The following is a 22,036-nucleotide window of genomic DNA, read 5'->3' on the forward strand; positions in this document are numbered from 1 at the left end:
GTTTGCAGCGCCGGGTGAACCAGCGGGGCCACAGGGGCGTCGGGATGGGCGGCATCGCGCGGCCCATCGGGGCTCTGGGCCCAGGCCGCCAGGGGCACGAGCAGTGCCAGGCAGACCATGGGCCCGGGGGAGGAAAGGGAATAGGTGAGGGCGCGCACGGCGATCTCCAGCAACGGGTGAAACATGGCGCTGCCGCCCGACAGCGCCCCGGCGGGGCGGCATCAGGCCTCGGCAGACGCACTTCGGGCTCGGAGATCAGGCGATGGGGGGGTTTGATGGTGCGCGCCGCGGGCACGCTGGCAAACGGCACGGCCTCGGCCGGGCGCACGGCACCGGTCACCCGCAGCGAACGGGTGGGCATGGCGGGCAGCGCCAGCATGGCCGAGTGGCAGATGTCGCAATCAGGGCAGCTTGCGCTGTGCTCGTGGCTGCATGCGTTGGATGTACCGTCCTCGCACGCGGCAGCGTGGGTTTCCATGTCTGCAGGGGCCGCGCTGTGCGCATGAGCGGCGTGCTCGGACAGGGTATGGCTTGGCGCGGAGTGCTGCACTGCAGGGGCCTTTAGCGAGTGCCCGCTCTGGAGCGTCACCTCTGCCACGCGAGCGATCTTGGCGGGTTGCGCAGGCGCCAGCCCTTCGGCCATGGCGGTGCCCATGAGCCCTCGAAGGACCAGCAGGACCACCAGCGCAAAAGACAGCACGCGACGCATCTGGGAATGATAGCCGCCAGCCGAAAAAGTTTCCGGCGCCGCGCGATGGCCCTTGCGGCTCCATCCTCGGGGATTGCCGTTTGCCGTTTGGTGGTGCAGCGCTTTGGCTTGGGGCATTCGGTTCATCGTGTCCTTGCCGGCGCGAAGGCTGCCCCGCTGCCTGCGGTCTGGTCCTGGGCAGTGCCGGGGCATATCCCAGCAAGCGACAGAGAGCGGCTCTGGGGCGGGGGGGGAGCGCACAGAGCACCGGGCACCGGCTGTGCGCGTGGTTAACGGGCCGGGCCTGGTGGGTGCTGGGTTGTGCGCCGTTTGGCGATGGCAACGCAGCAGGTGAAACCGGCGAGATCAGACCGCCATGTAGCGGCCAGGACGGTGGTTCATGGCCAGCACCAGGTTCAGGGCCACGGCCCCGGCGACCGACCAGGCCACGCGCAGCGGCTCTACCGTCCACAGCGCCAGCAGCACGATGCAGCAGTCCACGGCCATCTGCACCTTGCCGGCGCGCCAGCCATAGCGGTCCTGCAGGTACAGGGCCAGAATGCCCACACCCCCCAGGCTGCAGCGGTGGCGAAACAGCACCAGAAAGCCGGTGCCGGTGATCAGCCCGCCGGCAATGGCGGCATACAGGGGCTGGAGGTGCGAGAACTGCAGGAACTGCGCCTGCACCTCGGTCAGCACCGACAGCAGCAGCACGGCGGCAAATGTCTTGAGCGTGAACTCGCGCCCCAGCTTGCGCAGGGCCAGCCAGTAGAACGGCAGGTTGAGCACAAAGAAGATCTTGCCGAAGCCGATGCCCGTGGCGTAGTGCAGCAAGAAAGCCAGCCCGGCGGTGCCGCCCGTGAGCAGCCCGGCACTCGTGAAGAAGGCCACGCCCACCGATATCAACAGCACGCCGGTGAACACCGCCACCGCGTCTTCGGTCAGCGTGTGGGGCACGATGGTGGCAGGAGCTTTCATGGCGGAAGCGGGGGCGGTTGTCGAGCGGTTCATGGTGGTTGGGCTGGGCGGGAGCGGATTGGAGCACGCAAGCGCCATGCCTGGCTTGTTCTGCGTCAATGGCCGATGGCAGGCGCTGGCGCGGACATGCTTTTGAAATGATAGCGCCTGGCGTCCACCGAGAAAGCGCTGGAGGCATGTTTGATGCAAAGAGCGTTGTGGAAAACCCGGACGTGCGTCGGTAGCCCCGCGCGATCCGCGACCGGCCCATCCGCAGGGCCCGGACGCTGGCGGGTCCACATCTGCGTCGCGGGATGGGTTCGGATTCGGGGGTGGGGTCGGCAAGCCTTGCCATTTCCATCAATCCATCAATCCATCAATCCGCTAATCCACCAGTCCACCAGTCCACCAGTCCACCAGTCCACCAGTCCACCGCCGCCTCTTCGAGCCCGCTGGCGCGATCGGCCTGCAAGCAGGCTCCTACGGGTCCGTGCAGCGGCAGATCCGGCACCCTGCAATGCTATTTAATCCATAGCTGATTGCGCTTGTCCTGCAAGCGCTGGAGTGGTATTTTTTTTCAAATGACGAGTGCGCGGACGCTATCATCCGCCCCATGCTCACCCGCCTGCCAGGATATTCGTTGCCCGAGCGCCTGTGGCGCACTCTGCGGCGCTGGGCGCTCGCCTGGGGGCGCATCGTGTATCTGGGCGCGGTGGTGCTGGTGCTGGTGCTTTCGCCTTCCAGCTACACGCGGTCGGCACGCGCCACGCTTGCACGCCATGTCTACCTTGACACGGCACCCATCCTCACGGGCTTCACGGTGCTGGCCGCCTTGCTGTGCCTGGTGATCACGCGCATTGTGGTGGTGACGGCGTTGAGCTATGGCCTGTCGCGCTATGCCCTCGAAATGGTGATCCGGGTGCTGGTGCTCGAGCTCATCCCGCTGACCGCCACGCTGTTCGTGGCGATGCGCTGCACCATACCCGCGGGCACCCAGCTGGCGTTGCTGCGCCAATCGGGGCGTTTCGATGCGCTGCGCGCCCATGGTGGCGACCCGGTGCGCATGGAGCTGCTGCCGCGCGTGGCGGCCGGTGTGTTCGCCAGCATCACGCTGGCAGCGCTGTCGTGCGTGGTGGCGCTGGTGATGGCCTACCTGAGCGTGTATGGCTTCAACCTGGCGGGCCTGCCCAGCTACACACGCATGTTCGGGCATGTGTTTTCGCCCGCGGTGACGCTGGTGTTTTCGCTCAAGACACTGTTTTCCAGTCTGGCCGTGGCCCTGATCCCCACCACCGCCGGCATGTACGACGCGGGCGAGGGCGCTGTCCCCGACTCTGAACTGGGCGGCCTGGCGCGCATGTTTGCCGTGCTGCTGCTGATCGAGGTGGTTTCGCTCGTGGGCAACTACTATTGACCGCCATGGTTTTGATGAACCCCTGCTGCGCCCCATGAACCACCCTTCCTCCACGCCGCCGCAACCGCCGTTGCCCCCCGATGCGCAGCCGCTGAGGCCCGTGGCCTATCTGCAGATCAAGGCTGCTGCGCTGCTGCTGTTCACGCTGGCGCTGATCGTGGGCTCTGGCCTTTACCTGCTGTATGCGCGCGGCGCCTTCGAGCCCACGCAGACGCTGGTGCTCACGGCCGACGACTCGGAAGGCGTGGTCGTGGGCATGGACATGACGTTCTCGGGCTTTCCCATTGGCCGCGTGCGGCGGATCGAACTATCGGAGGACGGCAACGCCCGCATCGTGGTGGACGTGCCTTTGAAAGATGCCCACTGGCTGCGCCAGTCAAGCGTTTTCACGCTGGTGCGCGGCGTGGTTGGCGGCACCAATATCCGCGCCTATTCGGGCATGCTGAGCGACCCTATCCTGCCCGCAGGAGCCGTGCGGCCCGTGCTGCGCGGCGACGCCACCGCAGAAATTCCCCAGCTCATGGCTTCCGCGCGGGAGCTGCTGGGCAACCTCAACGCATTGACCGCCGAAGATGCCGCCCTGGGCCGCAGCCTGGGCCAGGCCCGAGAACTCACAGAGCGGCTGAACGGGCCTGGCGGGGCGCTTGGCGTGCTGATGGGCAACGAGGCCGATGCCCGCAAGATCGTGGCGACGCTGGACCGCACCAATGCCCTGCTGGCCCGTCTGGACGGCATGGTGGCCCGGGCCGACCGGCAGGTGTTTGGGCAGGACGGCAAGGACGCACTGGTGCCCGAAGTGCGGGCTACCGTGGTGCAACTCAACAGCCTGCTGGCCGAAGCGCGCGGCAGTCTGCGCAAGGTGGATGCGGTGCTGGTCGAGGCGCAGGCCATTGGCGCCAACACACGCGAGGCCACCACCGACCTGGGTGCTTTGCGGGCCGAGGTTGAAAGCAACCTGCGCAAGGTGGAAGGCCTGGTCAACGAGATCAACCGCAAATGGCCCTTCGCGCGCAACACGGAACTGCAGCTGCCATGACCACATCCGCCTTGTCCTGCATGGGCCTTTTCCGCGGCGGTCTGCTGTGTCTGGCCATGGCGCTCGCCGCCTGTGCCAGCGGACCCCCGGCCCCCGAGTGGCAGCTCAATGCCCATGGCGCTTCGCAGAAGGCGCAAAACGCCTATCTGGCAGGCGACGTTCGTGTGGAACAGCTGGAGTGGGATCTTGCTCGGCGTGAAGTGGCCCGCACGGGCCGCCCCGATCTGCTGGCCCGCGTGGAATTGCTGCGTTGCGCCGGGCGTGTGGCCAGTCTGGTGTTCGAGCCGTGTTCGGGCTTCGAGGCCCTGAGCGCAGACGCGCCTGCGGCCGAAAAAGCCTACGCCCGTTACCTGGCGGGCGAAGCCGCTGCGGACGATCTGGCGTTGCTGCCCTCTGCCCAGCGAGAGGCCGCCCGGGCGGCCAACGCGAACGCTGCTGCGCCACTGGCAGCGATCACCGATCCTCTGTCCCGGCTGGTGGCTGCGGGGGTGCAGCTGAGGACCGGCCGGGCAACGCCGGGCTCCGTGGCGCTGGCGATCGACACGGCTTCTGCGCAGGGTTGGCGCCGGCCTCTTCTGGCGTGGCTGGCGCTGCAGCGTGAACGTGCCCAGGCTGCGGGCGATGCGGTGGCGGCTGCAGCGGTGCAACGGCGCATTGCCATCGTGGAGCAGGGCGGCGTTTCCAGGTAAGCGCAGCCCCTGCGGGGCGGGCACATCCAGAGCGGACACATCTAAAGCGGGTACATGCTGAGCGACGGCTCGGCGGTGCGCCCAACCTCTGTCGCAGTTACCGCAATCTTGCAGCCAACTGGGTTTCGATCACCGCTCTTTCGGCAGCGAACTGCTGGGGCGTTAACTCACGGGCTTCAAACTTGCGCGCGTGGGACAGGAGCAGGACTGTTTTTTCCAACTGCGTATCTTGCTGCAACGAGGGGCTGAGGGCAGCCAGCCGGTCAAAGCTCTGCTGGTAAAAGTCGCTCCACTGCAGAGTGCCATTTTCAGCTTGTCTGCGGGCAGTGTCGTGCCAGCGTGAGAATGCCTCAACCGATTCGTCGGCATGGCTTGCACACCCGCCGAGGAATCCCAGCGCCATTGCGGCAGCAGCGGGGTAAAGAAATGCGCGAAGGGGGCGGTTCACGAGAATCCCTCCATAGACATGCAATCACCCGAAAGCTTGGTATGCCGGCTGCATGGCGCTGCGGCGCTCTGCATATTTCGAGGGCTTCGGTTCGATAGCGCAGTTGCCGCATCCCATCTTGCATCCCTACTCAAAGAACCCCGTGGGTAAGAGTTGGTCCAGATGGTTGGGCAGGTGAGAAATCGAGTCGGCCGACTGCACAGCAACGTCGGGCAACAAACCTAATACTGCGGCCAGTACCGACAACACCACAGTGGCGGTGAATGCCATGATGGCACGGGTACCGGGTTGCGGTTTATGACGGTTCATGGCGGCGGTCCTCCACAAAAGCGACAAGGGTGAGAAAGTCCTCAATGGCCTTTCAGACAAACCTCAATGGCCAGTCGATTAGATTTCAGCAAGTCGCACAGGTTCCGTCTGTAAGACTAGGGCGATTCCTTGGCTGCCGAGGAAGGCGTTACCTGGTGTTGCAAATGCGCGCGCGGCAGGAGAGACAAATGGGGCGATTGCGAGGCTCTGCGCCAACGGGTCTCGTCGAGCAGCAAGACAAACGCATTGAGGACCTGCGTTGTCAAGGTGATGTGATGGCAATTTTCGATCTCTCCGAATGGCAGCGCTTGGGGCTGGCGCAAGACAGGAGAGAACGTCAGTGGCCATGATCGACGCAGCATTGCTGCCCCTGTGATACTCCACTAAACAACCAACCAGCTAGCCAAGTTATAGGGAGGACTTCAGTTATGCCCATCCACAAAAATGCACTTTGGGGCGCTATCGGTCTGTTGATGGTGCAGCCTCTTTTTACACAGGGTGCACATATGCCCAGCAAAGTCGCCAAGTTCCGGCATACGACAAGGCGCTGACCCGAGGCCTCTGCAGCTTCCCTGATGGATCATCCATACGAACGAAAAGAACACTCTCATGATCAGACGATTTTTCAAGGCTGTTTCTCGCTTAGCAGCCGTGATTGCTATCGGCGTGGCGTCGATAACCAGCCATGCAAATGACGATGTGATCCCTGTGGAGAAGTTTCAACCTGCCATCATTGTGCAGTTCGCCCCCGAGAAACCCAATGGTTGGGAGTTGGAGCGGCCCATGGCGGCTTATGGCATGAATCTGTTTGCCGCCAACGTCCCCGCGTACAACGGCAAGGGAAAGCTGATCTCAAGCTGGACTCCCCAGCAGGGGCGTGTGTTTGAGCAGCCAACCGTGATCATCGTGCACGGAGGTCACGGCATCTCCCCGGCCAACGTGGACGTGGCCGTCTGGCTGCGCAAAGAGTTGAAAGCCAATATCCTGATCTTGGACTCCTACTGGTCGCGCGGAAAGTCGGAGAACTGGCTTGCGTGGACGGAGTACGGTGCCAATATGCGCGTGCTCGATCTGATCGCAGCAGCGCGTTTTACGCAAAGCCAAGGCGCTGATCCGAAGAAGACCTTCGTGATCGGTGGAAGCCAAGGCGGCTGGACAGTATTGCGAGCCTTTAGCAATCACAACCTCAGCAGTGAGGTGAAATCCTTGCTGGTCGGCGGTGCATCGCTGTACCCCAACTGCTACGTGAAAGAGTCGATCTTTGGCCGCTCCCCCAGCGGTACCACGGACAAGCAGTTTGCCCCACCTCTCGGCAACTACGTGGCGCCTGTGATTGCGTTTACTGGGACGAATGACTCGGCAACACCTCTGTCGCAGTGCAATGTCGAGAAGGTGTTCAAAGGGGTTGAGAAATGGACCAACTTTGAAGGTGCGACTCACTCTTGGGACTCACCCAGCGGCGGCATCGGTCGGCCTGGTGTCGATGGCAGTTGCTCTAACGCGCTCAACAAGTACAACCAGTTCCCGGTCTGCCGCAACAACAAGTACACCGAGATCATGCGCAGCGACATTCTTGCCTTTGTTGAACGGCACATTTCCAAAGTGCAATAGCCTCCGCTTGCTGCAGCTGCAGCAAACAACTCTTTGAAATCTGAGCAGAAAAAATGAGCAATCTGATTTGTAAGCCGCTTCTGTCGCTTTTTGGTAGCGCAGTGCTGTGCATGGCTGCGGCCTCATCTTGGGCAGCTTCGGACGATGTTATCCCTGTTGAAAAGTACCAACCAACCATCGTGGAGCAAACACCTCCCGCATCGTCCCATGGCTGGAACATGGAGCGGCCGCTGGTGAACAACGGGCTCAATTTGTTCGCTGCCAATGTTCCGTCTTATAGCGGCAAAGGCATGCTGTTCTCAAGCTGGACGGCACAGAACGGTCGAGTTTTTGAGCGCCCCACCATCATCATCGTTCATGGTGGTCATGGTGTGGCACCCGGCAACCTGGACACCGCTGTGTGGGCCAAACGCAACCTCGACGCCAACATTCTGATTCTCGACTCGTATTGGTCACGGGGGCGCACTGAAAACTGGCTCAGTTGGACTCGCTTTGGTGCCAACATGCGTGTGCTTGACCTAATCGCCGCTGCACGGTTCACACAATCCGAAGGTGCTGATCCTAAGAAGACGTTCGTGATTGGCGACAGCCAAGGCGGATGGACTGTGCTGCGTGCTTTCACAAGTCACAACCTCAGTGGCGAAGTGAAGGCGTTGCTGGCTGGTGGTGTGTCGCTTTACCCCAACTGCTACGTGAAAGACTCCATCTTTGGTCGTGCGCCCAGCGGCAGTACGGATCGTGAAGACGCTCCTCCGCTGGGCAACTATGTGGCACCTGTGATCGCTTTCACCGGAACTGCCGACACCGCCACGCCGCTGTCTCAGTGCAACGTGGACAAAGTGTTCAAAGGCGTCGAGAAGTGGACGAACTTTGAAGGCGCCACGCACGCATGGGACTCCCCAACCCGAGGCGTTGGTCGTAGGGCAGAAGACAACGTGTGCACTCGGGCGCTAAACAAGTACAACCCCTTCCCCATCTGCAGCAGCAATAAGTTCACGGACATTACGCGGAGCGACATTCTGGCGTTTGTTGAGAGGCACCTTCCAAAAGCACCGTGATCGATCAAGTGGGCACTAATCAGTGCCGGATAGCGTTCAATGTAGCGATTGCTCTCAGACGACTGAGCCTTCGGATTGATCAGAATTTTTTGCTGATCGTCCGAGGTGGTCTAGCGAAATCCTACTGAAGTCACCAACGAAAGATGGTTAGAAAGGTGGCTAAAAAACAAAAAAGCCACCTTGTGGTGGCTTTTTGCTTTCTAAATCAATGACTTAGAAAATTTTTGTGGCGGAGAGGGCGGGATTCGAACCCGCGGTGGGGATTAGCCCACACACGCTTTCCAGGCGTGCGACTTAAACCGCTCATCCACCTCTCCTGAGCCTTCAATTATAGCCACAGTAAACCCGTTGTTTGCTCTCCCTGGCCGTTCAGCGGCAAAAAAGGGACGCGTTTAAGGTGCCGTTCAAGATACGCAGGGCGCGGATGCGGGATGGCTGGTTTCCATATTTGGCTCTGCGTCTTGACTGCGCCTCGCAAGCCGGTTGATGGATGCTCCTTTGGTGACGATTGGCGACGTATCGCTTGCCGAAGGAAACGCAGGCACAGCCTCCTTGATGTTCAATGTCTCGGTGTCCCGGGCGTCACCCACCACATGGGTGTGAGCTGGCACACGGTCGACGGAACCGCCCTGGCGGGGGCCGACTACGTGGCCGCGAGCGGCACCCTCACATGGGCCGCGAACGACAGTGCGCCCAAAAACGTCACGGTCTTGCTCCAGGGTGACGCAGCAGTTGAGCACGATGAAAACTGCACGTTGCAACTCGATGGCTTCGTCGGTATGGCAGCGGGGGCCTCGGCGGTAGCGACGGGCACGATCCTTAACGACGATGCTCCGCCACCTCCACCCGAAGGCGTGAAATCCGTGCCGACCCTTTCAGACTGGGCGTTGGTCGTGCTTTCGTTCGGTCTGCTGGCCCCAGTGGTGCACGCAAGGCGCAGGCGTGCACGCTGAGCCGGTGCGTGGGGGGCGCTTCGCCCCGCTTGTCCAGCTTACCCTTGTGCCTGGCTGCGCGGGCCAGCGCTGGTCTGCACCATCTTCATGGCGGAGCCGATCAGGGCCGACACTTCGGTCATGTTGCTCGGCACGATGAGCGTGGTGGCGGCATCTGAAGCCACCTGGCTGTAGGCCTCGACGGCCTTCTCGGCCACCTTGAGTTGCACGGCCTGCTCGCCGCCAGGCTGGCGGATGGCGGCAGCCACCCGTTCGATGGCTTCTGCATTGGCCTCGGCCACGGCCTTGATCGAGGCGGCCTCGCCCAGGGCCTTGTTGATTGCTGCCTGCTTTTCACCTTCGGAGCGGGCAATGAATGCCTCGCGCTCGCCCGTGGCAATGTTGATCTGCTCCTGGCGGCGGCCTTCGGATGCAGCGATCAGCGCACGTTTTTCGCGCTCGGCGGTGATCTGCGCCTGCATGGCGTGGAGGATTTCCTTCGGAGGGGTCAGGTCCTTGATTTCATAGCGGAGCACCTTCACACCCCAGTTCAGCGCGGCTTCGTCGATGGCCTGTACCACCTGGGCGTTGATGATGTCGCGTTCCTCGAAGGTCTTGTCGAGCTCCAGCTTGCCGATCACGCTGCGCAGCGAGGTTTGCGCCAGTTGGGTGACGGCCATGATGTAGTTGCTGGAGCCGTAGCTGGCGCGCATGGGGTCGGTGACCTGAAAGTACAGGATACCGTCCACCTGCAACTGCGTGTTGTCGCGCGTAATGCAGATCTGGCTGGGCACGTCGAGCGGAATTTCCTTGAGGCTGTGCTTGTAGGCCACGCGGTCCACGAACGGCACCAGGAAGTTCAGGCCCGGCGTGAGCGTGCCCGCATACTTGCCCAGGCGCTCCTTCACCCAGGCATTCTGCTGGGGCACGACCTTGACGGACCGGGCGATGAAGATCACGGCGATGATGAAGAGGACGATGGCGATTTCCATGGAGGCCTTTGCGTTGGGCGGGTGATGAAGGATCAGACGGGGTCGACCAGCAGGCGGTTGCCCACGAGTTCTGCCACGCGGTGCATGCCCGTGGCGGGGGTGACGCCGGGGCGGTGGATGGCGGTCCATTGGGTGCCCCGGTATTTCACGCTGGCTGTGCCGTCGGCATTCCAGCCATCGATCATGATGGTTTCGCCCACGTCCAGGTTCACGCTGCGGTCTGCACGGGCCGACGGATCGCCAGGCCGGCGTTTCTTGAACTGATGCCACGCCACCACCGCGCCGCCGCCCACCAGCGCGGCCGTGACGATCTGCGCCGTGAGCGGCAGGCCCAGATGGGCACCCAGCGCTGCTGCCGCCAGCCCCACGGCCAGCATCAGCAGGTAGAACGTGCCCGTGAGCAGCTCGGTGCCCACGGCCACGCCGCACATCAGCCACCAGATGGTGGATTCCTCCATAGCGCCCCCTTCAGCGTTTGTCTTTCGTTCACCACATTCTGGGTCAAAAGGGTGGCACTTCAAAGGCTGGTCAAGGTTATTCCTTACACTTCGCGCCTGTTTCGTTTTTTGGCCGGCAGGGCACGGTTGCACGGAGGCTGCACATGAAGTTTCGCTTTCCTATCGTCATCATCGACGAGGACTATCGTTCCGAGAACACATCGGGACTGGGCATTCGCGCCCTGGCGCAGGCCATCGAGGCCGAGGGCTTTGAGGTGCTGGGCGTCACCAGCTACGGAGATCTGTCGCAGTTTGCCCAGCAGCAAAGCCGGGCCAGTGCCTTCATTCTGTCGATTGACGACGAGGAGTTCACGCTGGGTGAGGGGCTGGACCCCATCGTGTTGAGCCTGCGCACCTTCATTGGCGAGGTGCGGCGCAAGAACACCGAAGTGCCCATCTATGTGCACGGCGAGACCAAGACCAGCCGCCACCTGCCCAACGACATCCTGCGCGAACTGCACGGCTTCATCCACATGTTCGAGGATACCCCCGAATTCGTGGCCAAGCACATCATTCGCGAAGCCAAGAGCTACCTTGAGAGCGTGCAGCCACCGTTCTTCAAGGCGCTGCTGGACTACGCCGAAGACGGCTCGTACAGCTGGCACTGCCCCGGCCATTCGGGCGGCGTGGCGTTCCTGAAGAGCCCGGTGGGCCAGATGTACCACCAGTTCTATGGAGAGAACATGCTGCGCGCCGATGTGTGCAACGCGGTGGAGGAACTGGGCCAACTGCTGGACCACAACGGCGCTATCGGTGAAAGCGAGCGCAATGCCGCGCGCATCTTCAACGCCGACCACTGTTTCTTCGTGACCAACGGTACGTCCACATCGAACAAGATGGTGTGGCACCACACCGTGGCGCCCGGCGACGTGGTGGTGGTGGACCGCAACTGCCACAAGTCCATCCTGCACAGCATCATCATGACCGGGGCCATCCCGGTGTTCATGAAGCCCACGCGCAACCACTTCGGCATCATCGGGCCTATCCCGCAAAGCGAGTTCGAGCCTGCGGCCATCCAGGCCAAGATCAGGGCCAACCCGTTGCTCAAGGGTGTGGACGCCAAGAAGGTGAAGCCCCGCGTGCTCACGCTCACGCAGTCCACCTACGACGGCGTGCTCTACAACACCGAGACCATCAAGGGCATGCTCGATGGCTACGTCGAGAATCTGCACTTCGACGAAGCCTGGCTGCCGCACGCCGCCTTCCACCCGTTCTATGGCAGCTACCACGCCATGGGCAAGAAGCGCATGCGTCCCAAGCATTCGGTGACCTATGCCACGCAGTCCATCCACAAGCTGCTGGCCGGCATCAGCCAGGCCAGCCATGTGCTGGTGCAGGACTCGCAGACCACCAAGCTCGACCGCCACCTGTTCAACGAGGCCTATCTGATGCATACCAGCACCAGCCCTCAGTACAGCATCATCGCCAGCTGCGATGTGGCGGCCGCCATGATGGAGCCGCCCGGCGGCACGGCGCTGGTGGAAGAGAGCATTCTCGAAGCGCTGGACTTCCGCCGCGCCATGCGCCAAGTGGAGGAAGAATTCGGCAAGAACGACTGGTGGTTCAAGGTGTGGGGGCCTGACAAGCTCGTGGACGAGGGCATCGGCCGCGCCGAAGACTGGATCATCCGCAGCGACGGCAAGGGCAAGAAGGGCAGCAAATGGCATGGCTTCGGCCAGCTGGCTGATGGCTTCAACATGCTGGACCCGATCAAGTCCACCATCGTCACGCCGGGCCTGAGCCTGGACGGCAAGTTCGACAAGACCGGCATCCCGGCGTCCATCGTGACCAAGTACCTGGCCGAGCACGGCGTGGTGGTCGAGAAGACGGGGCTGTACAGCTTCTTCATCATGTTCACCATCGGCATTACCAAGGGCCGCTGGAACACGTTGCTGACGGCGCTGCAGCAGTTCAAGGATGACTACGAGAAGAACCAGCCCATGTGGCGCATCCTTCCCGAGTTCTGCCAGCAGCACAAGCGCTACGAGCGCATGGGCCTTAAGGACCTGTGCCAGCACGTGCACGAGATGTACGCCAAATACGACATCGCGCGCCTGACCACCGAGATGTACCTGTCGGACCTCACGCCCGCCATGAAGCCGTCGGACGCCTACGCACACATTGCGCACCGCACGACCGAGCGCGTGGAGATCGACCACCTTGAGGGCCGCATCACCGTGGGCCTGGTCACTCCGTACCCCCCGGGCATTCCGCTGCTGATCCCTGGCGAGGTGTTCAACAAGAAAATCGTGGACTACCTCAAGTTCGCCCGCGAATTCGCCAAGCTGTGCCCCGGTTTTGAAACCGACATCCATGGCCTGGTGGAAGTGGAGGACGAGAGCGGCCAGGTGCGCTACTACGCCGACTGCGTGGCCGACAAGCCGCGCCAGCCCCGGCCGCTGGCCACGTCCAAAAATCTCGTCCAGATGGGCGACGACGGCCCCTACGGCCGCAACGTGTAAAGGCTGGATGGCCTGCGGGCGGCAATTTGCTGCCCTTGCAGGCCGGCACGGGCTGAAAGTGCCTGAGGCGCTTGATAGGTGTGCGCAACGCGCTTCTATTCTGATAGCGAACGCCGCGCGGTGCGTCACCACCAGTGCTGGCGGCAGGCCTCCAGGCCAGGTGTCTGTGGCCTGCCTCGCGCCACGCGCATGACGCCTTGGGATGCCTGGGCGGCCCGAGGCGACGATGGGCCGCTGCTTACTGCGCGGGCATGTCCTCGCGCAGGCGCACGAAGCTCGCAAAACGAGGCCGGCCACCCTCATGCGTTCCGCGGAAGCGGTAGGTGACCCAACTGCCCACGGGCGGCGGATGTTCGCGGTCGGTATCGCTGAAGCCCGCGCCCAAGCGGAAGCGCTGGCCCGAGGGCATCTCGACCAGCAAGGCACCCATGCGCCCGGCATGGCGGCCTTTGCCAGGCAGGTGGGCCACCACGCGGGCCTCGGTGTCCTCGTGCGTCTTCACTTTCACCAGATCATCGCTGCGTCCGGCGCGGTACAACGATGCGCCTCGGTGCAACATCAGGCCCTCGCCTCCGGCGCGCACGGTGTGCCGCAACAGTGCCTGCAGCGCAGCGTCGCTTGCCACGCGGCGTTGCGGCACCGCCTGCACCCACGGTTGGCCGATGCGGGCGACGAGCGCGTTGAGGGCGGGCAGGCGCTGATCGAAAGGGCCCCCCTGCGCCGGCAGATCAAAAACCATGAAGCGCATCTGGCGCCAGGCGGCATCGTCGTGCTGCTGTTGGCGCACGGTGGATTGTGCGTGGCTGAAGCGGCCGCGCCCCGCCCAGAGTTCGCCATCCATGGGCATGTCCGGCCAGCCTGCGGTGAACCAGGCAGGGGCCGCCACCCTCTCGCCGCCGCGGGTGCGCAGCGTGCGGCCATCCCAGAAGCCGCGCACGCCGTCGTATTTCTCGCTGACCCAATAGTCGCCCAGAGGCAGGCCGGGGCGGTACACCTGGGCCAGCAGCAGGGCGGGTGCGTCGGCAGCCAGCGCTGGCGCTGGCGATAACGCGGCGAAAGCCAAAAGGGCCAGGCAGCTTCGACGGTGCATGGTGCTATCTAATCAGTAGCTACTGCGTAACGCGCAGCAAGCGCTGCAGCCTGTTTCCTGCAGAAATTGGCCGGACGAGGGGTTACACCTGGTCCGCGCTCAGGCCTGCGGTCTGGCTGAAGCCGCCATCCACATAGGTGATCTCGGCCGTCATGCCGCTGGCCAGATCGGACAGCAGAAAGGCCGCCACGTTGCCCACGTCCTCGATGGTCACGTTGCGGCGCAGCGGAGCGGCATCGGCTACGCGGCTGAGCAGCTTGCCGAAGTCCTTGATGCCGCTGGCGGCCAGCGTCTTGATGGGGCCGGCGCTGATGCCGTTGGCGCGGATGCTGCGGCCGTCCTCGGTGCGGCCCACGGCTTCGGCCAGGTAGCGCACGCTGGCTTCCAGGCTGGCCTTGGCCAGGCCCATGGTGTTGTAGTTGGGGATGGAACGCAGCGCGCCCAGGTACGACAGCGTCAGCAGCGAGGACTTGTCGTTCAGGTAGGGCAGGGCAGCCTTGGCCATGGCCGGAAAGCTATAGGCACTGATGTCGTGGGCAATGCGGAAGCCCTCACGCGAGAGGCCGTCAAGAAAGTTGCCGGCAATCGCCTCGCGCGGTGCAAAGCCGATGCTGTGCACGAAACCGTCAAACTTCGGCCACGCCTGGGCCAGGTCGGCAAACATGCGCTCAATCTGCTCGTCGCTGCCCACATCGCAATCAAAGATCAGCTTGGAATCGAACTCGGCGGCAAACTCGGTGATGCGGTCCTTGAAGCGTTCGCCCACGTAGCTGAAGGCGAGTTCGGCGCCCTGGGCGTGGCAGGCCTTGGCAATGCCGTAAGCGATGGAACGGTTGGACAGCACGCCCGTGATGAGCAGCTTCTTGCCGGACAGAAAACCCATGGTTGTTCTCCTGTGGAATGCGGGGATCGGTGTGTGATCGGCGCGGGCGGCCCCATTGCTCAGGGCATGCGCCGCTTTCGGGGCAAAGGCCCCGCCGACGTAGTGCAGAATTGTCGCATGCGGTTTTGGCTGATTCTTTCGTTGTGGATGTGCGCTTTGCCCGCGTGGGCCGCGCATGCGTACGCACTGTGGGGCTCGCCGCGCTACGCCGCCGGCTTCACGCACTTCGACTACGTGAACCCTGGTGCGCCCAAGGGCGGTGAACTGCGCCTGGTGAGCAATCTGCGCACGTCGACGTTCGACAAGTACAACCCGTTCACGATCAAGGGCAACGCGCCGGCGTACCTCTCGTCGTTGATGTTCGATTCGCTGCTGGTGGGCTCGCTCGACGAGACAGCTACCGGCTACGGACTGCTGGCCGAAGATGTCGATGTGGCGCCCGATGGGCTTTCGGCCACCTTCCGCCTGCGACCCGAAGCGCGTTTTCACAACGGCAAGCCGGTGCTGGCGCAGGATGTGAAGCACAGCTTCGACACCCTGGTGGGGCCCCACACCTCGCCGGCCTACAAGACGATGCTGATCGATGTGGCGGGCGTGGACATGCTGGACAACCGCACGGTGCGCTACCGCTTCCGGCAGCCCAACCGCGAGTTGCCGCTGACGGTGGGCGGTTTGCCGGTGTTCAGCCGCGACTGGGGTGTGGAGGGCGGCAAGCCCAAGCCGTTCGACCAGGTGGTGATGGACACCCCCATCGGCAGTGGGCCCTACAAAATCGGCCCGGTGCGCTTTGGCAAGGACATCACTTATGTACGCGACCCGCAGTATTGGGCGCGTGATTTGAACGTGCGCAAGGGCGCCGCCAACTTTGACCGCATCACCGTCAAGATCTACAAGGACGCTACGGCGCGGCTCGAGGCCCTCAAGGCCGGCGAGTTCGATCTCATGCGCTTTTTCAGCGCGGGTGACTGGGCGCGGCGCGTCAATGGCAAGAAGTTCGACAGTGGCGAACTGGTCAAGGGCGAGTTCGCGCACAAGCTGCCGTCGGGCTTCCAGAGCTACGTGCTCAACACCCGCCGCCCCCTGCTGCAGGACGTGCGCGTGCGCGAGGCCCTGGGGCTGGCCATCGACTACGAGTGGATGAACCGCCAGATGTTCTACGGCGCCTACCAGCGGGTGAACGGCCTGTTCGGCAACACCGCCTGCGAGACACGCGGCACGCCATCTCCCGCAGAGCTGGCGCTGATGGAGCCGTTTCGCAAAGACATTCCGGCGGCGGCCTTCGGCCCCATGACCGTACCGCCCCGAACCGATGGGGATTCGTCCCTGCGTGCCAACCTGCGCCGCGCGCAGGCGCTGCTCAAAGAGGCGGGCTGGGAAGTGCGCGATGGAGCCCTGCGCAATGCCCAAGGGCAGGCCATGGTGCTGGAATACATGGACAGCAACGAGGGCGGTGTGCGCACGATCACGCCGTGGATACGCAGCCTTGAAAAGCTGGGCATCACCTTGCGCTTTCGCTCGGTGGACTTTGCGCTTTACCAGCAGCGCCTGCAGAAGTTTGATTTCGACATCACCTCGCTGGCCTACCAGGGCACCAACAACCCGGGTCAGGAATTTGCCGACATGTTCGGCAGCAAGGCCGCGGACACGGAAGACTCGGGCAATTTCCCGGGCGTGAAGAGCCCGGCCGTGGACGCCATGATCGCCGCCATGACATCGGCCAAGACCGAAGCCCAGCTTCTGCCCGCCTGCCACGCGCTGGAGCGCATCATCGCCCACAGCCACTACCTGCTGCCGCAATGGACGGCCGCCACGCACCGCATGGCCTACAACGCCTGGCGGCTGGCGCGGCCCGCCCAGGTTCCACCCTACTCGAGCGGCGAGGCCTGGGTCATGGATACCTGGTGGGCCCGGCCATGACGCATCCCGGTGCCTGCCCGGCAGGCAGAGCCCGCACCGCACGCCGTCGGCCCACCCCGAGGTGGGCCGGGCAGTGGTACGGGCGGGCTTTCGGGCAGCCCATGCCTTGTGCCGAGCAGCGCCGGTGGCGTCGGCCGGTGCAGACGGGTTCTGCCGCCACGCTCACCGAACACAGGGGTTCATAAACGATGCTGGCGTATATTTTCAAGCGCATCCTGCTCATGCTGCCCACCCTGCTGGGCGTGCTGCTGCTGACCTTCGTGGTGATCCAGTTCGTGCCGGGTGGACCGGTCGAGCAGTACATGGCCGAGGCCAAGGCCGGTGCTGGCGCGGGCGGTGCCGAAGGGGGCGGCCTCAGTTACCGGGGCGCGCAGGGTGTGGACCCCAAGCGGCTGGAGCAGATCAAGGCGCTCTACGGTTTCGACAAGCCCGCGCATGAGCGCTTCGTGCAGATGCTCGGCCAATTCGCGCGCTTCGACCTGGGCAAGAGCTTTTTCCAGAACAAGGACGTGTGGCAGCTCGTGGCGGAGAAACTCCCCGTCTCCATCAGCCTGGGGCTGTGGACCTTCTTCATCAGCTACCTCGTGGCCGTGCCGCTGGGCGTGGCCAAGGCGGTGCGCGCGGGCTCGCGCTTCGACCTGGTCACCACGCTGCTCATCCTCGTGGGCTACGCCATTCCCGGCTTTGTGCTCGGCGTGGCGCTGCTGGTCATCTTTGGCGGGCAGTTGCAGTGGTTCCCGCTGCGCGGGTTGACGTCCTCCAACTGGGAAGAGCTGTCCTGGGGCGCGCGCATCGTGGACTACCTCTGGCACATCACCTTGCCCATCATCGCCATGGTGCTGGGCAGCTTTGCGGTGACGGCCATGCTGACCAAGAACGCCTTCCTCGAAGAAATTCGCAAGCAGTACGTGCTGACGGCGCGCGCCAAGGGCCTCTCCGAGCGCCAAGTCCTCTGGAAGCATGTGTTCCGCAATGCGCTGATTCCCATCATCACGGGATTCCCTGCGGCGTTCATCGGTGCATTCTTCGCGGGTTCGCTGCTCATCGAGACGCTGTTCTCGCTCGACGGCCTGGGCCTGCTGAGCTACGAGAGCGTGATCCGGCGCGACTACCCCGTGGTGCTGGGCACGCTCTACCTGTTCACGCTGATCGGGCTGGTCACCAAGCTCATCAGCGACCTTTGCTATGTGTGGGTGGACCCGCGTGTCAAGTTTGACTAAGCCCCCTGTGTCGGCATCGCCCGCTTCGCTGTCCCCCTCCCGCCGCGCCTGGCTGCGTTTCAAGCGCAACCGCCTGGGCTACTGGAGCCTGCTCGTTTTCTGCACGCTGGTGCTGGTGAGCCTGTGCGCCGAGCTGGTCAGCAATGACCGTCCGCTCATCGTGCGCTACGAAGGGCAGACCTACTTCCCCATGCTCAAGGACTACTCCGAGAAGACCTTTGGCGGCGACTTCGAGACGTCCACCGACTACCTTGATCCCTTCATCCGCGAGCGCATCACCCGCGGCAGCAACTGGGCACTCTACACCCTCAACCCTTACGGCCCGAACACGCTCAACTACTTCGCCAAGGCGCCCAACCCTTCAGCGCCCACGCGCGAGAACTGGCTGGGCACCGACGACCGGGGGCGCGACCTGCTGGCGCAACTCATCTATGGCTTCCGGGTGAGCGTGCTGTTCGCGCTGGCGCTCACCGTGACGGGCGTGGTGCTGGGCGTGGTCACCGGGGCCATCCAGGGCTTCTTCGGTGGCAAGACGGACCTGGCCTTCCAGCGCTTCATCGAAATCTGGGGCTCCATGCCCGAGCTGTACCTGCTCATCATCTTCAGCGCGGTGTTCGCCCCCAGCATTTCGCTGCTGCTGATTCTGCTGAGCCTGTTCGGCTGGATGGGCCTCTCGGACTACGTGCGCGCCGAATTCCTGCGCAACCGCCAGCTTGACTACGTGAAGGCCGCGCGCGCGCTGGGCGTGGGCAATGCGCAGATCATCTGGCGCCACATCCTGCCCAACAGCCTCACGCCGGTGGTCACCTTTTTGCCGTTCCGCATGAGCGCGGCCATCCTGGCGCTGACCTCGCTCGACTTTCTGGGCCTGGGCGTGCCACCGGGCACGCCGAGCCTGGGTGAGTTGCTCTCGCAGGGCAAGAACAGCATCGACGCGTGGTGGATCTCGCTGTCCACCTTCGGCGTGCTGGTGGTCACGCTGCTGCTGCTGACCTTCATGGGCGATGCGCTGCGCGATGCGCTCGACCCCCGAAAGGCCGACCGATGAGCAACGAAGTAAATACCCCGCTGCTCCAGGTGCGCGACCTGTCGGTGCGCTTTGGCGCCAAGGAGGTGGTGCGCGGCGTGGGCTTTGACATCGCGCCCGGCGAGAAGCTGGCGCTGGTGGGCGAATCCGGCTCGGGCAAGACCATCACGGCGCTCAGCCTGCTGCGCCTGGCAGGTGAGGCCAAAATCACCGGCCAGGCCCTGCTGCGCGGGCGCGACCTGCTCTCTTTATCGGAGCGCGAGATGCGCGGCGTGCGCGGCGGTGAGATCGCCATGGTGTTCCAGGAACCCATGACGGCGCTGAACCCGCTGATGACCATCGGCCAGCAGATTGCCGAGGTTTTGGAGCTGAAAAAGGCTCTAACGACCGCTCAATCTGCGCAAGTAGCTATCGAATTGCTAGCAAAAACCGGCATTCCCGAGCCCGCACGGCGCGCCAACAGCTTCCCGCACCAGCTCAGCGGCGGCCAACGCCAGCGCGCCATGATCGCCATGGCCCTGGCGAGCGAGCCCGCGCTGTTGCTGGCCGACGAGCCCACGACGGCGCTCGATGTCACGCTGCGCGGCCAGATCCTTGATTTGCTCTCCGACCTGCAGCGCAGCAGCGGCATGGCCGTGCTGCTCATCACGCACGACCTGAACCTCGTGCGCCGCTTCGCCGACCGCGTGGCCGTGATGGAGCAGGGTGTGCTGGTGGAGCATGGCAGTGTGGCCGAGGTGTTCCGAACGCCACAGCATGCCTACACCCAGCGCCTCATCGCCAGCCAGCCCCGGCGCGACGTGGTCGAGGCCGAATCGCCCGAAGACACCCCCCCCGTGGTGCGGACTCAGAATCTGCGCGTGGTCTACCCCACGCCGCTGCCCGGTTTCCGGGGCTGGGTCAAGAAGGGGGAATTCGTCGCCGTGCAGGGCGCCACCCTGCAGTTGCCACCTGGCCGCACGCTGGGCGTGGTGGGAGAGTCGGGCTCGGGCAAGTCCACGCTGGCGCAGGCCATCCTGGGCCTGCTGCCGCACGGTGGCGAGCTGGCGGTGGCGGGGCAGGGCTGGGAGCAGCCCGCCATGCGCAACACGCCGGCCAACCAGCGGTTGCGCCGCCAGGTGCAGGTGGTGTTCCAGGACCCGTTCTCCTCGCTCTCGCCGCGCCTGACGGTGGAGGAGATCGTGGGCGAGGGCCTCAAGGTGCACGAGCCCGCGCTCGATACGGCCGCCCGGCGTGGGCGTGTCGAAGCCGCATTGGCCGAAGTGGGCCTGACCGAGGTGCAGTTCCCCGGCCTGCTGGCGCGCTACCCGCATGAGTTCTCGGGGGGCCAGCGCCAGCGCCTGGCGGTGGCGCGCGCGCTCATCGTGCAGCCGCGCGTGCTGGTGCTGGACGAGCCCACCAGCGCGCTCGATGTCACCATCCAGCAGCAGGTGCTGGGCCTGTTGCAGCGCCTGCAGAAGGACAAGGGCCTGAGCTACCTGCTCATCACCCATGATGTGGATGTGATCCGCGCCATGGCGCACGAGGTGCTGGTGATGAAGGATGGCGAGGTGCTCGAGAGTGGCGGCGTCGGCCAGGTGCTCGACGCGCCCCGGCACCCTTATACGCAACGGCTGGTGGCGGCTGCCGCCGTGTTGCCGGGGGGCTGAGCGGGGCACTCCCGTCGAGGGCCGGCGCCTGCCGGGCTGTGGTTGGAGGAGGGCGAAAGTGCATGGCGGCGCCAGGGTCGGTAGCCGCACATGGCGTCGGCCGCGCGCCGTACCGCACCGGCGTTTTGCTGGGCAGCTGGCTCAGTCCGGATCTCCGCTGACGCGCGGCGGCGCCCGCTGGGCGCGCCACTGTCCGGTCTTCTACGCAGGCTGTTACATCTGTTGCCGCGCCGAAGGTGCCGTCCTACAGGTTGCGGGGTTTCAGGCCTTTACTCTCTGAATGTGAAAAAGTCACATGCAATCGCGCTGTCGCAACAGCGCGCCAACCGAGAGAGGTCCCTCATGACGTTAGTCCGAAAAATGAAGTTCACCCTGGGCGCTGCCCTGCTGGCCGGTCTGGCCGCTTGCGGTGGTGGCGGCGGTGGTGACAGCGCCGCAGGCAGCGGCACGCTGCGCCTGGCACTGACCGATGCACCCAGTTGCGGCTACGACGCCGTCCACGTGACCGTGGCAAAGGTGCGTGTGCACCAAAGCAGCAGCGCGGGCGATGCCGATGCCGGCTGGTCTGAAATCGTGCTGAACCCTGCACGCCGGGTGGATCTCCTGAGCCTCACCAACGGCGTGTTGATGGAACTGGGCCAGATACCGCTGCCCACGGGCAAATACACCCAGATGCGCCTGGTGCTCGCCGACAACAGCGCTACCCAGCCGCTGGCCAACTCGGTGCTGCCCACTGGCGGCCGCGAAGTGGCGCTCAAGACGCCCAGTGGCCAGCAGTCGGGTGTCAAGACCAACATCAATATCGACATCGCCGAGAACAAGATGGCGGACTTCGTGCTTGACTTCGATGCCTGCAAGTCGGTGGTGCAGGCCGGCGCGTCGGGCCAGTACCTGCTCAAGCCGGTGGTGACGGTGATTCCGCGCTATGTGTCCGGCGTGCAGGGGTATGTGGACCCGGACCTGGGTGCGGGTGCCACCCGCGTGTCGCTGCAGGTCAACGGCACCGTCGTGAAAGCGACCGTTCCCGACAGTACGGGCAAATTCCTGTTGCAGCCCGTGGCGCCAGGCAACTACACGCTGGTCATGGCGGCGCCGGGCCGCACGTCGGCCGTGGTGACCGGGGTGCCCGTGGCGGCCGAGACCGTGACACCGGTGGC

General features: G+C 64.1%; 21 protein-coding genes and 1 tRNA gene. 13 read left to right on the forward strand and 9 right to left on the reverse strand.

Annotated elements, in window-relative coordinates; all coding sequences use genetic code 11:
* On the reverse strand, positions 1–185 hold a 185-nt coding region (locus ACDELDRAFT_RS08375; RefSeq protein WP_005795514.1), incomplete at its 3' end, for a hypothetical protein.
* A gap of 90 nt (positions 186–275) precedes the next feature.
* Here ACDELDRAFT_RS08375 and ACDELDRAFT_RS08380 point away from each other — a divergent pair.
* Complete coding sequence (locus tag ACDELDRAFT_RS08380) at positions 276–506, forward strand: hypothetical protein (protein WP_005795515.1); 231 nt, start codon at positions 276–278, stop codon at positions 504–506.
* Between the two features lie 548 nt (positions 507–1,054).
* Here the strand turns inward: ACDELDRAFT_RS08380 and ACDELDRAFT_RS08385 are convergent.
* Positions 1,055–1,699 carry a YitT family protein gene (locus ACDELDRAFT_RS08385; RefSeq protein WP_005795517.1) on the reverse strand — a complete coding sequence of 215 codons (645 nt, stop codon included), beginning with the start codon at positions 1,697–1,699 and terminating at the stop codon, positions 1,055–1,057.
* A gap of 559 nt (positions 1,700–2,258) precedes the next feature.
* Between ACDELDRAFT_RS08385 and ACDELDRAFT_RS08390 the strand changes: the two genes are divergently transcribed.
* From ACDELDRAFT_RS08390 to ACDELDRAFT_RS08400, 3 genes are read left to right on the forward strand one after another with little or no spacing between them, the layout of a single operon-like run.
* Positions 2,259–3,059 carry an MlaE family ABC transporter permease gene (locus tag ACDELDRAFT_RS08390; protein ID WP_005795518.1) on the forward strand — a complete coding sequence of 267 codons (801 nt, stop codon included), beginning with the start codon at positions 2,259–2,261 and terminating at the stop codon, positions 3,057–3,059.
* 34 nt (positions 3,060–3,093) lie between these two features.
* Complete coding sequence (locus ACDELDRAFT_RS08395; protein WP_005795520.1) at positions 3,094–4,095, forward strand: MlaD family protein; 1,002 nt, start codon at positions 3,094–3,096, stop codon at positions 4,093–4,095.
* On the forward strand, positions 4,092–4,784 hold the full coding sequence (locus tag ACDELDRAFT_RS08400) for a hypothetical protein (RefSeq protein ID WP_005795522.1): 693 nt from the start codon (positions 4,092–4,094) through the stop codon (positions 4,782–4,784). The genes ACDELDRAFT_RS08395 and ACDELDRAFT_RS08400 overlap by 4 nt, the downstream gene beginning before the upstream one ends.
* 97 nt (positions 4,785–4,881) lie before the next feature.
* Here ACDELDRAFT_RS08400 and ACDELDRAFT_RS08405 read toward each other — a convergent pair whose 3' ends face one another.
* Positions 4,882–5,232, reverse strand: coding sequence for a hypothetical protein (locus tag ACDELDRAFT_RS08405; protein ID WP_232504743.1), 351 nt, complete (start codon positions 5,230–5,232; stop codon positions 4,882–4,884).
* A 126-nt stretch (positions 5,233–5,358) separates the two neighbouring features.
* The gene (locus ACDELDRAFT_RS08410; protein ID WP_005795524.1) at positions 5,359–5,541 is read right to left on the reverse strand and encodes a hypothetical protein; all 183 of its coding nucleotides are present in this window, start codon (positions 5,539–5,541) and stop codon (positions 5,359–5,361) included.
* A 609-nt stretch (positions 5,542–6,150) separates the two neighbouring features.
* On the opposite strand from ACDELDRAFT_RS08410, the gene ACDELDRAFT_RS08415 reads away from it, so the two are divergent.
* Both ACDELDRAFT_RS08415 and ACDELDRAFT_RS08420 read left to right on the forward strand, forming a co-directional pair.
* On the forward strand, positions 6,151–7,152 hold the full coding sequence (locus tag ACDELDRAFT_RS08415) for a dienelactone hydrolase family protein (RefSeq protein WP_005795526.1): 1,002 nt from the start codon (positions 6,151–6,153) through the stop codon (positions 7,150–7,152).
* Between the two features lie 53 nt (positions 7,153–7,205).
* Positions 7,206–8,210 (forward strand): dienelactone hydrolase family protein, encoded by a 1,005-nt coding sequence (locus tag ACDELDRAFT_RS08420; RefSeq protein ID WP_005795527.1) that lies wholly within the window; start codon positions 7,206–7,208, stop codon positions 8,208–8,210.
* A 227-nt stretch (positions 8,211–8,437) separates the two neighbouring features.
* On the opposite strand, the gene ACDELDRAFT_RS08425 is transcribed toward ACDELDRAFT_RS08420, so the two are convergent.
* Positions 8,438–8,527: transfer RNA gene (locus tag ACDELDRAFT_RS08425), tRNA-Ser, on the reverse strand.
* Between the two features lie 276 nt (positions 8,528–8,803).
* Here ACDELDRAFT_RS08425 and ACDELDRAFT_RS08430 point away from each other — a divergent pair.
* A complete protein-coding gene (locus ACDELDRAFT_RS08430; RefSeq protein ID WP_005795528.1) occupies positions 8,804–9,163 on the forward strand; it encodes an IPTL-CTERM sorting domain-containing protein in 360 nt (119 codons plus the stop codon).
* A 38-nt stretch (positions 9,164–9,201) separates the two neighbouring features.
* Here the strand turns inward: ACDELDRAFT_RS08430 and ACDELDRAFT_RS08435 are convergent, their stop codons facing one another.
* The gene (locus ACDELDRAFT_RS08435; RefSeq protein WP_005795530.1) at positions 9,202–10,134 is read right to left on the reverse strand and encodes an SPFH domain-containing protein; all 933 of its coding nucleotides are present in this window, start codon (positions 10,132–10,134) and stop codon (positions 9,202–9,204) included.
* Positions 10,135–10,166: 32 nt separating this feature from the next.
* Positions 10,167–10,592 carry an NfeD family protein gene (locus tag ACDELDRAFT_RS08440; RefSeq protein WP_005795531.1) on the reverse strand — a complete coding sequence of 142 codons (426 nt, stop codon included), beginning with the start codon at positions 10,590–10,592 and terminating at the stop codon, positions 10,167–10,169.
* Positions 10,593–10,735: 143 nt separating this feature from the next.
* Here ACDELDRAFT_RS08440 and ACDELDRAFT_RS08445 point away from each other — a divergent pair, with 143 nt between their 5' ends.
* Positions 10,736–13,093 (forward strand): arginine/lysine/ornithine decarboxylase, encoded by a 2,358-nt coding sequence (locus ACDELDRAFT_RS08445; protein WP_005795533.1) that lies wholly within the window; start codon positions 10,736–10,738, stop codon positions 13,091–13,093.
* 238 nt (positions 13,094–13,331) lie between these two features.
* On the opposite strand, the gene ACDELDRAFT_RS08450 is transcribed toward ACDELDRAFT_RS08445, so the two are convergent.
* Positions 13,332–14,183 carry a DNA ligase gene (locus ACDELDRAFT_RS08450; protein WP_005795534.1) on the reverse strand — a complete coding sequence of 284 codons (852 nt, stop codon included), beginning with the start codon at positions 14,181–14,183 and terminating at the stop codon, positions 13,332–13,334.
* An 82-nt stretch (positions 14,184–14,265) separates the two neighbouring features.
* Positions 14,266–15,066 carry an enoyl-ACP reductase FabI gene (gene fabI / locus ACDELDRAFT_RS08455; RefSeq protein ID WP_005795536.1) on the reverse strand — a complete coding sequence of 267 codons (801 nt, stop codon included), beginning with the start codon at positions 15,064–15,066 and terminating at the stop codon, positions 14,266–14,268.
* A gap of 117 nt (positions 15,067–15,183) precedes the next feature.
* Here fabI and ACDELDRAFT_RS08460 point away from each other — a divergent pair, with 117 nt between their 5' ends.
* The 5 genes from ACDELDRAFT_RS08460 to ACDELDRAFT_RS08480 form a co-directional block, all read left to right on the forward strand.
* Positions 15,184–16,983: an extracellular solute-binding protein gene (locus ACDELDRAFT_RS08460; protein WP_040328522.1), complete on the forward strand. Its 1,800-nt coding sequence runs from the start codon at positions 15,184–15,186 to the stop codon at positions 16,981–16,983.
* A 188-nt stretch (positions 16,984–17,171) separates the two neighbouring features.
* Positions 17,172–18,203: a microcin C ABC transporter permease YejB gene (locus tag ACDELDRAFT_RS08465; RefSeq protein ID WP_005795540.1), complete on the forward strand. Its 1,032-nt coding sequence runs from the start codon at positions 17,172–17,174 to the stop codon at positions 18,201–18,203.
* Positions 18,169–19,251, forward strand: a complete 1,083-nt coding sequence (locus ACDELDRAFT_RS08470) for an ABC transporter permease (RefSeq protein WP_005795542.1) — start codon at positions 18,169–18,171, stop codon at positions 19,249–19,251. The genes ACDELDRAFT_RS08465 and ACDELDRAFT_RS08470 overlap by 35 nt, the downstream gene beginning before the upstream one ends.
* Positions 19,248–20,879, forward strand: a complete 1,632-nt coding sequence (locus ACDELDRAFT_RS08475) for an ABC transporter ATP-binding protein (protein WP_005795544.1) — start codon at positions 19,248–19,250, stop codon at positions 20,877–20,879. The genes ACDELDRAFT_RS08470 and ACDELDRAFT_RS08475 overlap by 4 nt, the downstream gene beginning before the upstream one ends.
* A 342-nt stretch (positions 20,880–21,221) precedes the next feature.
* The coding region (locus ACDELDRAFT_RS08480; protein ID WP_005795546.1) for a DUF4382 domain-containing protein at positions 21,222–22,036 on the forward strand (815 nt) is incomplete at its 3' end.

Origin of the sequence: Acidovorax delafieldii 2AN (genome assembly GCF_000175235.1) — a bacterium.
Taxonomy (GTDB): domain Bacteria; phylum Pseudomonadota; class Gammaproteobacteria; order Burkholderiales; family Burkholderiaceae_C; genus Acidovorax; species Acidovorax delafieldii_B.

What these genes read in the sequence shown, in the direction of transcription:
- ACDELDRAFT_RS08380 (WP_005795515.1), top strand. Translation starts at nt 276, where the DNA reads ATGGTGCGCGCCGCGGGCACGCTGGCAAACGGCACGGCCTCGGCCGGG.
- ACDELDRAFT_RS08385 (WP_005795517.1), bottom strand. Translation starts at nt 1,699, where the DNA reads ATGAACCGCTCGACAACCGCCCCCGCTTCCGCCATGAAAGCTCCTGCC.
- ACDELDRAFT_RS08390 (WP_005795518.1), top strand. Translation starts at nt 2,259, where the DNA reads ATGCTCACCCGCCTGCCAGGATATTCGTTGCCCGAGCGCCTGTGGCGC.
- ACDELDRAFT_RS08395 (WP_005795520.1), top strand. Translation starts at nt 3,094, where the DNA reads ATGAACCACCCTTCCTCCACGCCGCCGCAACCGCCGTTGCCCCCCGAT.
- ACDELDRAFT_RS08400 (WP_005795522.1), top strand. Translation starts at nt 4,092, where the DNA reads ATGACCACATCCGCCTTGTCCTGCATGGGCCTTTTCCGCGGCGGTCTG.
- ACDELDRAFT_RS08410 (WP_005795524.1), bottom strand. Translation starts at nt 5,541, where the DNA reads ATGAACCGTCATAAACCGCAACCCGGTACCCGTGCCATCATGGCATTC.
- ACDELDRAFT_RS08415 (WP_005795526.1), top strand. Translation starts at nt 6,151, where the DNA reads ATGATCAGACGATTTTTCAAGGCTGTTTCTCGCTTAGCAGCCGTGATT.
- ACDELDRAFT_RS08420 (WP_005795527.1), top strand. Translation starts at nt 7,206, where the DNA reads ATGAGCAATCTGATTTGTAAGCCGCTTCTGTCGCTTTTTGGTAGCGCA.
- ACDELDRAFT_RS08430 (WP_005795528.1), top strand. Translation starts at nt 8,804, where the DNA reads ATGGGTGTGAGCTGGCACACGGTCGACGGAACCGCCCTGGCGGGGGCC.
- ACDELDRAFT_RS08435 (WP_005795530.1), bottom strand. Translation starts at nt 10,134, where the DNA reads ATGGAAATCGCCATCGTCCTCTTCATCATCGCCGTGATCTTCATCGCC.
- ACDELDRAFT_RS08440 (WP_005795531.1), bottom strand. Translation starts at nt 10,592, where the DNA reads ATGGAGGAATCCACCATCTGGTGGCTGATGTGCGGCGTGGCCGTGGGC.
- ACDELDRAFT_RS08445 (WP_005795533.1), top strand. Translation starts at nt 10,736, where the DNA reads ATGAAGTTTCGCTTTCCTATCGTCATCATCGACGAGGACTATCGTTCC.
- ACDELDRAFT_RS08450 (WP_005795534.1), bottom strand. Translation starts at nt 14,183, where the DNA reads ATGCACCGTCGAAGCTGCCTGGCCCTTTTGGCTTTCGCCGCGTTATCG.
- fabI (WP_005795536.1), bottom strand. Translation starts at nt 15,066, where the DNA reads ATGGGTTTTCTGTCCGGCAAGAAGCTGCTCATCACGGGCGTGCTGTCC.
- ACDELDRAFT_RS08460 (WP_040328522.1), top strand. Translation starts at nt 15,184, where the DNA reads ATGCGGTTTTGGCTGATTCTTTCGTTGTGGATGTGCGCTTTGCCCGCG.
- ACDELDRAFT_RS08465 (WP_005795540.1), top strand. Translation starts at nt 17,172, where the DNA reads ATGCTGGCGTATATTTTCAAGCGCATCCTGCTCATGCTGCCCACCCTG.
- ACDELDRAFT_RS08470 (WP_005795542.1), top strand. Translation starts at nt 18,169, where the DNA reads ATGTGTGGGTGGACCCGCGTGTCAAGTTTGACTAAGCCCCCTGTGTCG.
- ACDELDRAFT_RS08475 (WP_005795544.1), top strand. Translation starts at nt 19,248, where the DNA reads ATGAGCAACGAAGTAAATACCCCGCTGCTCCAGGTGCGCGACCTGTCG.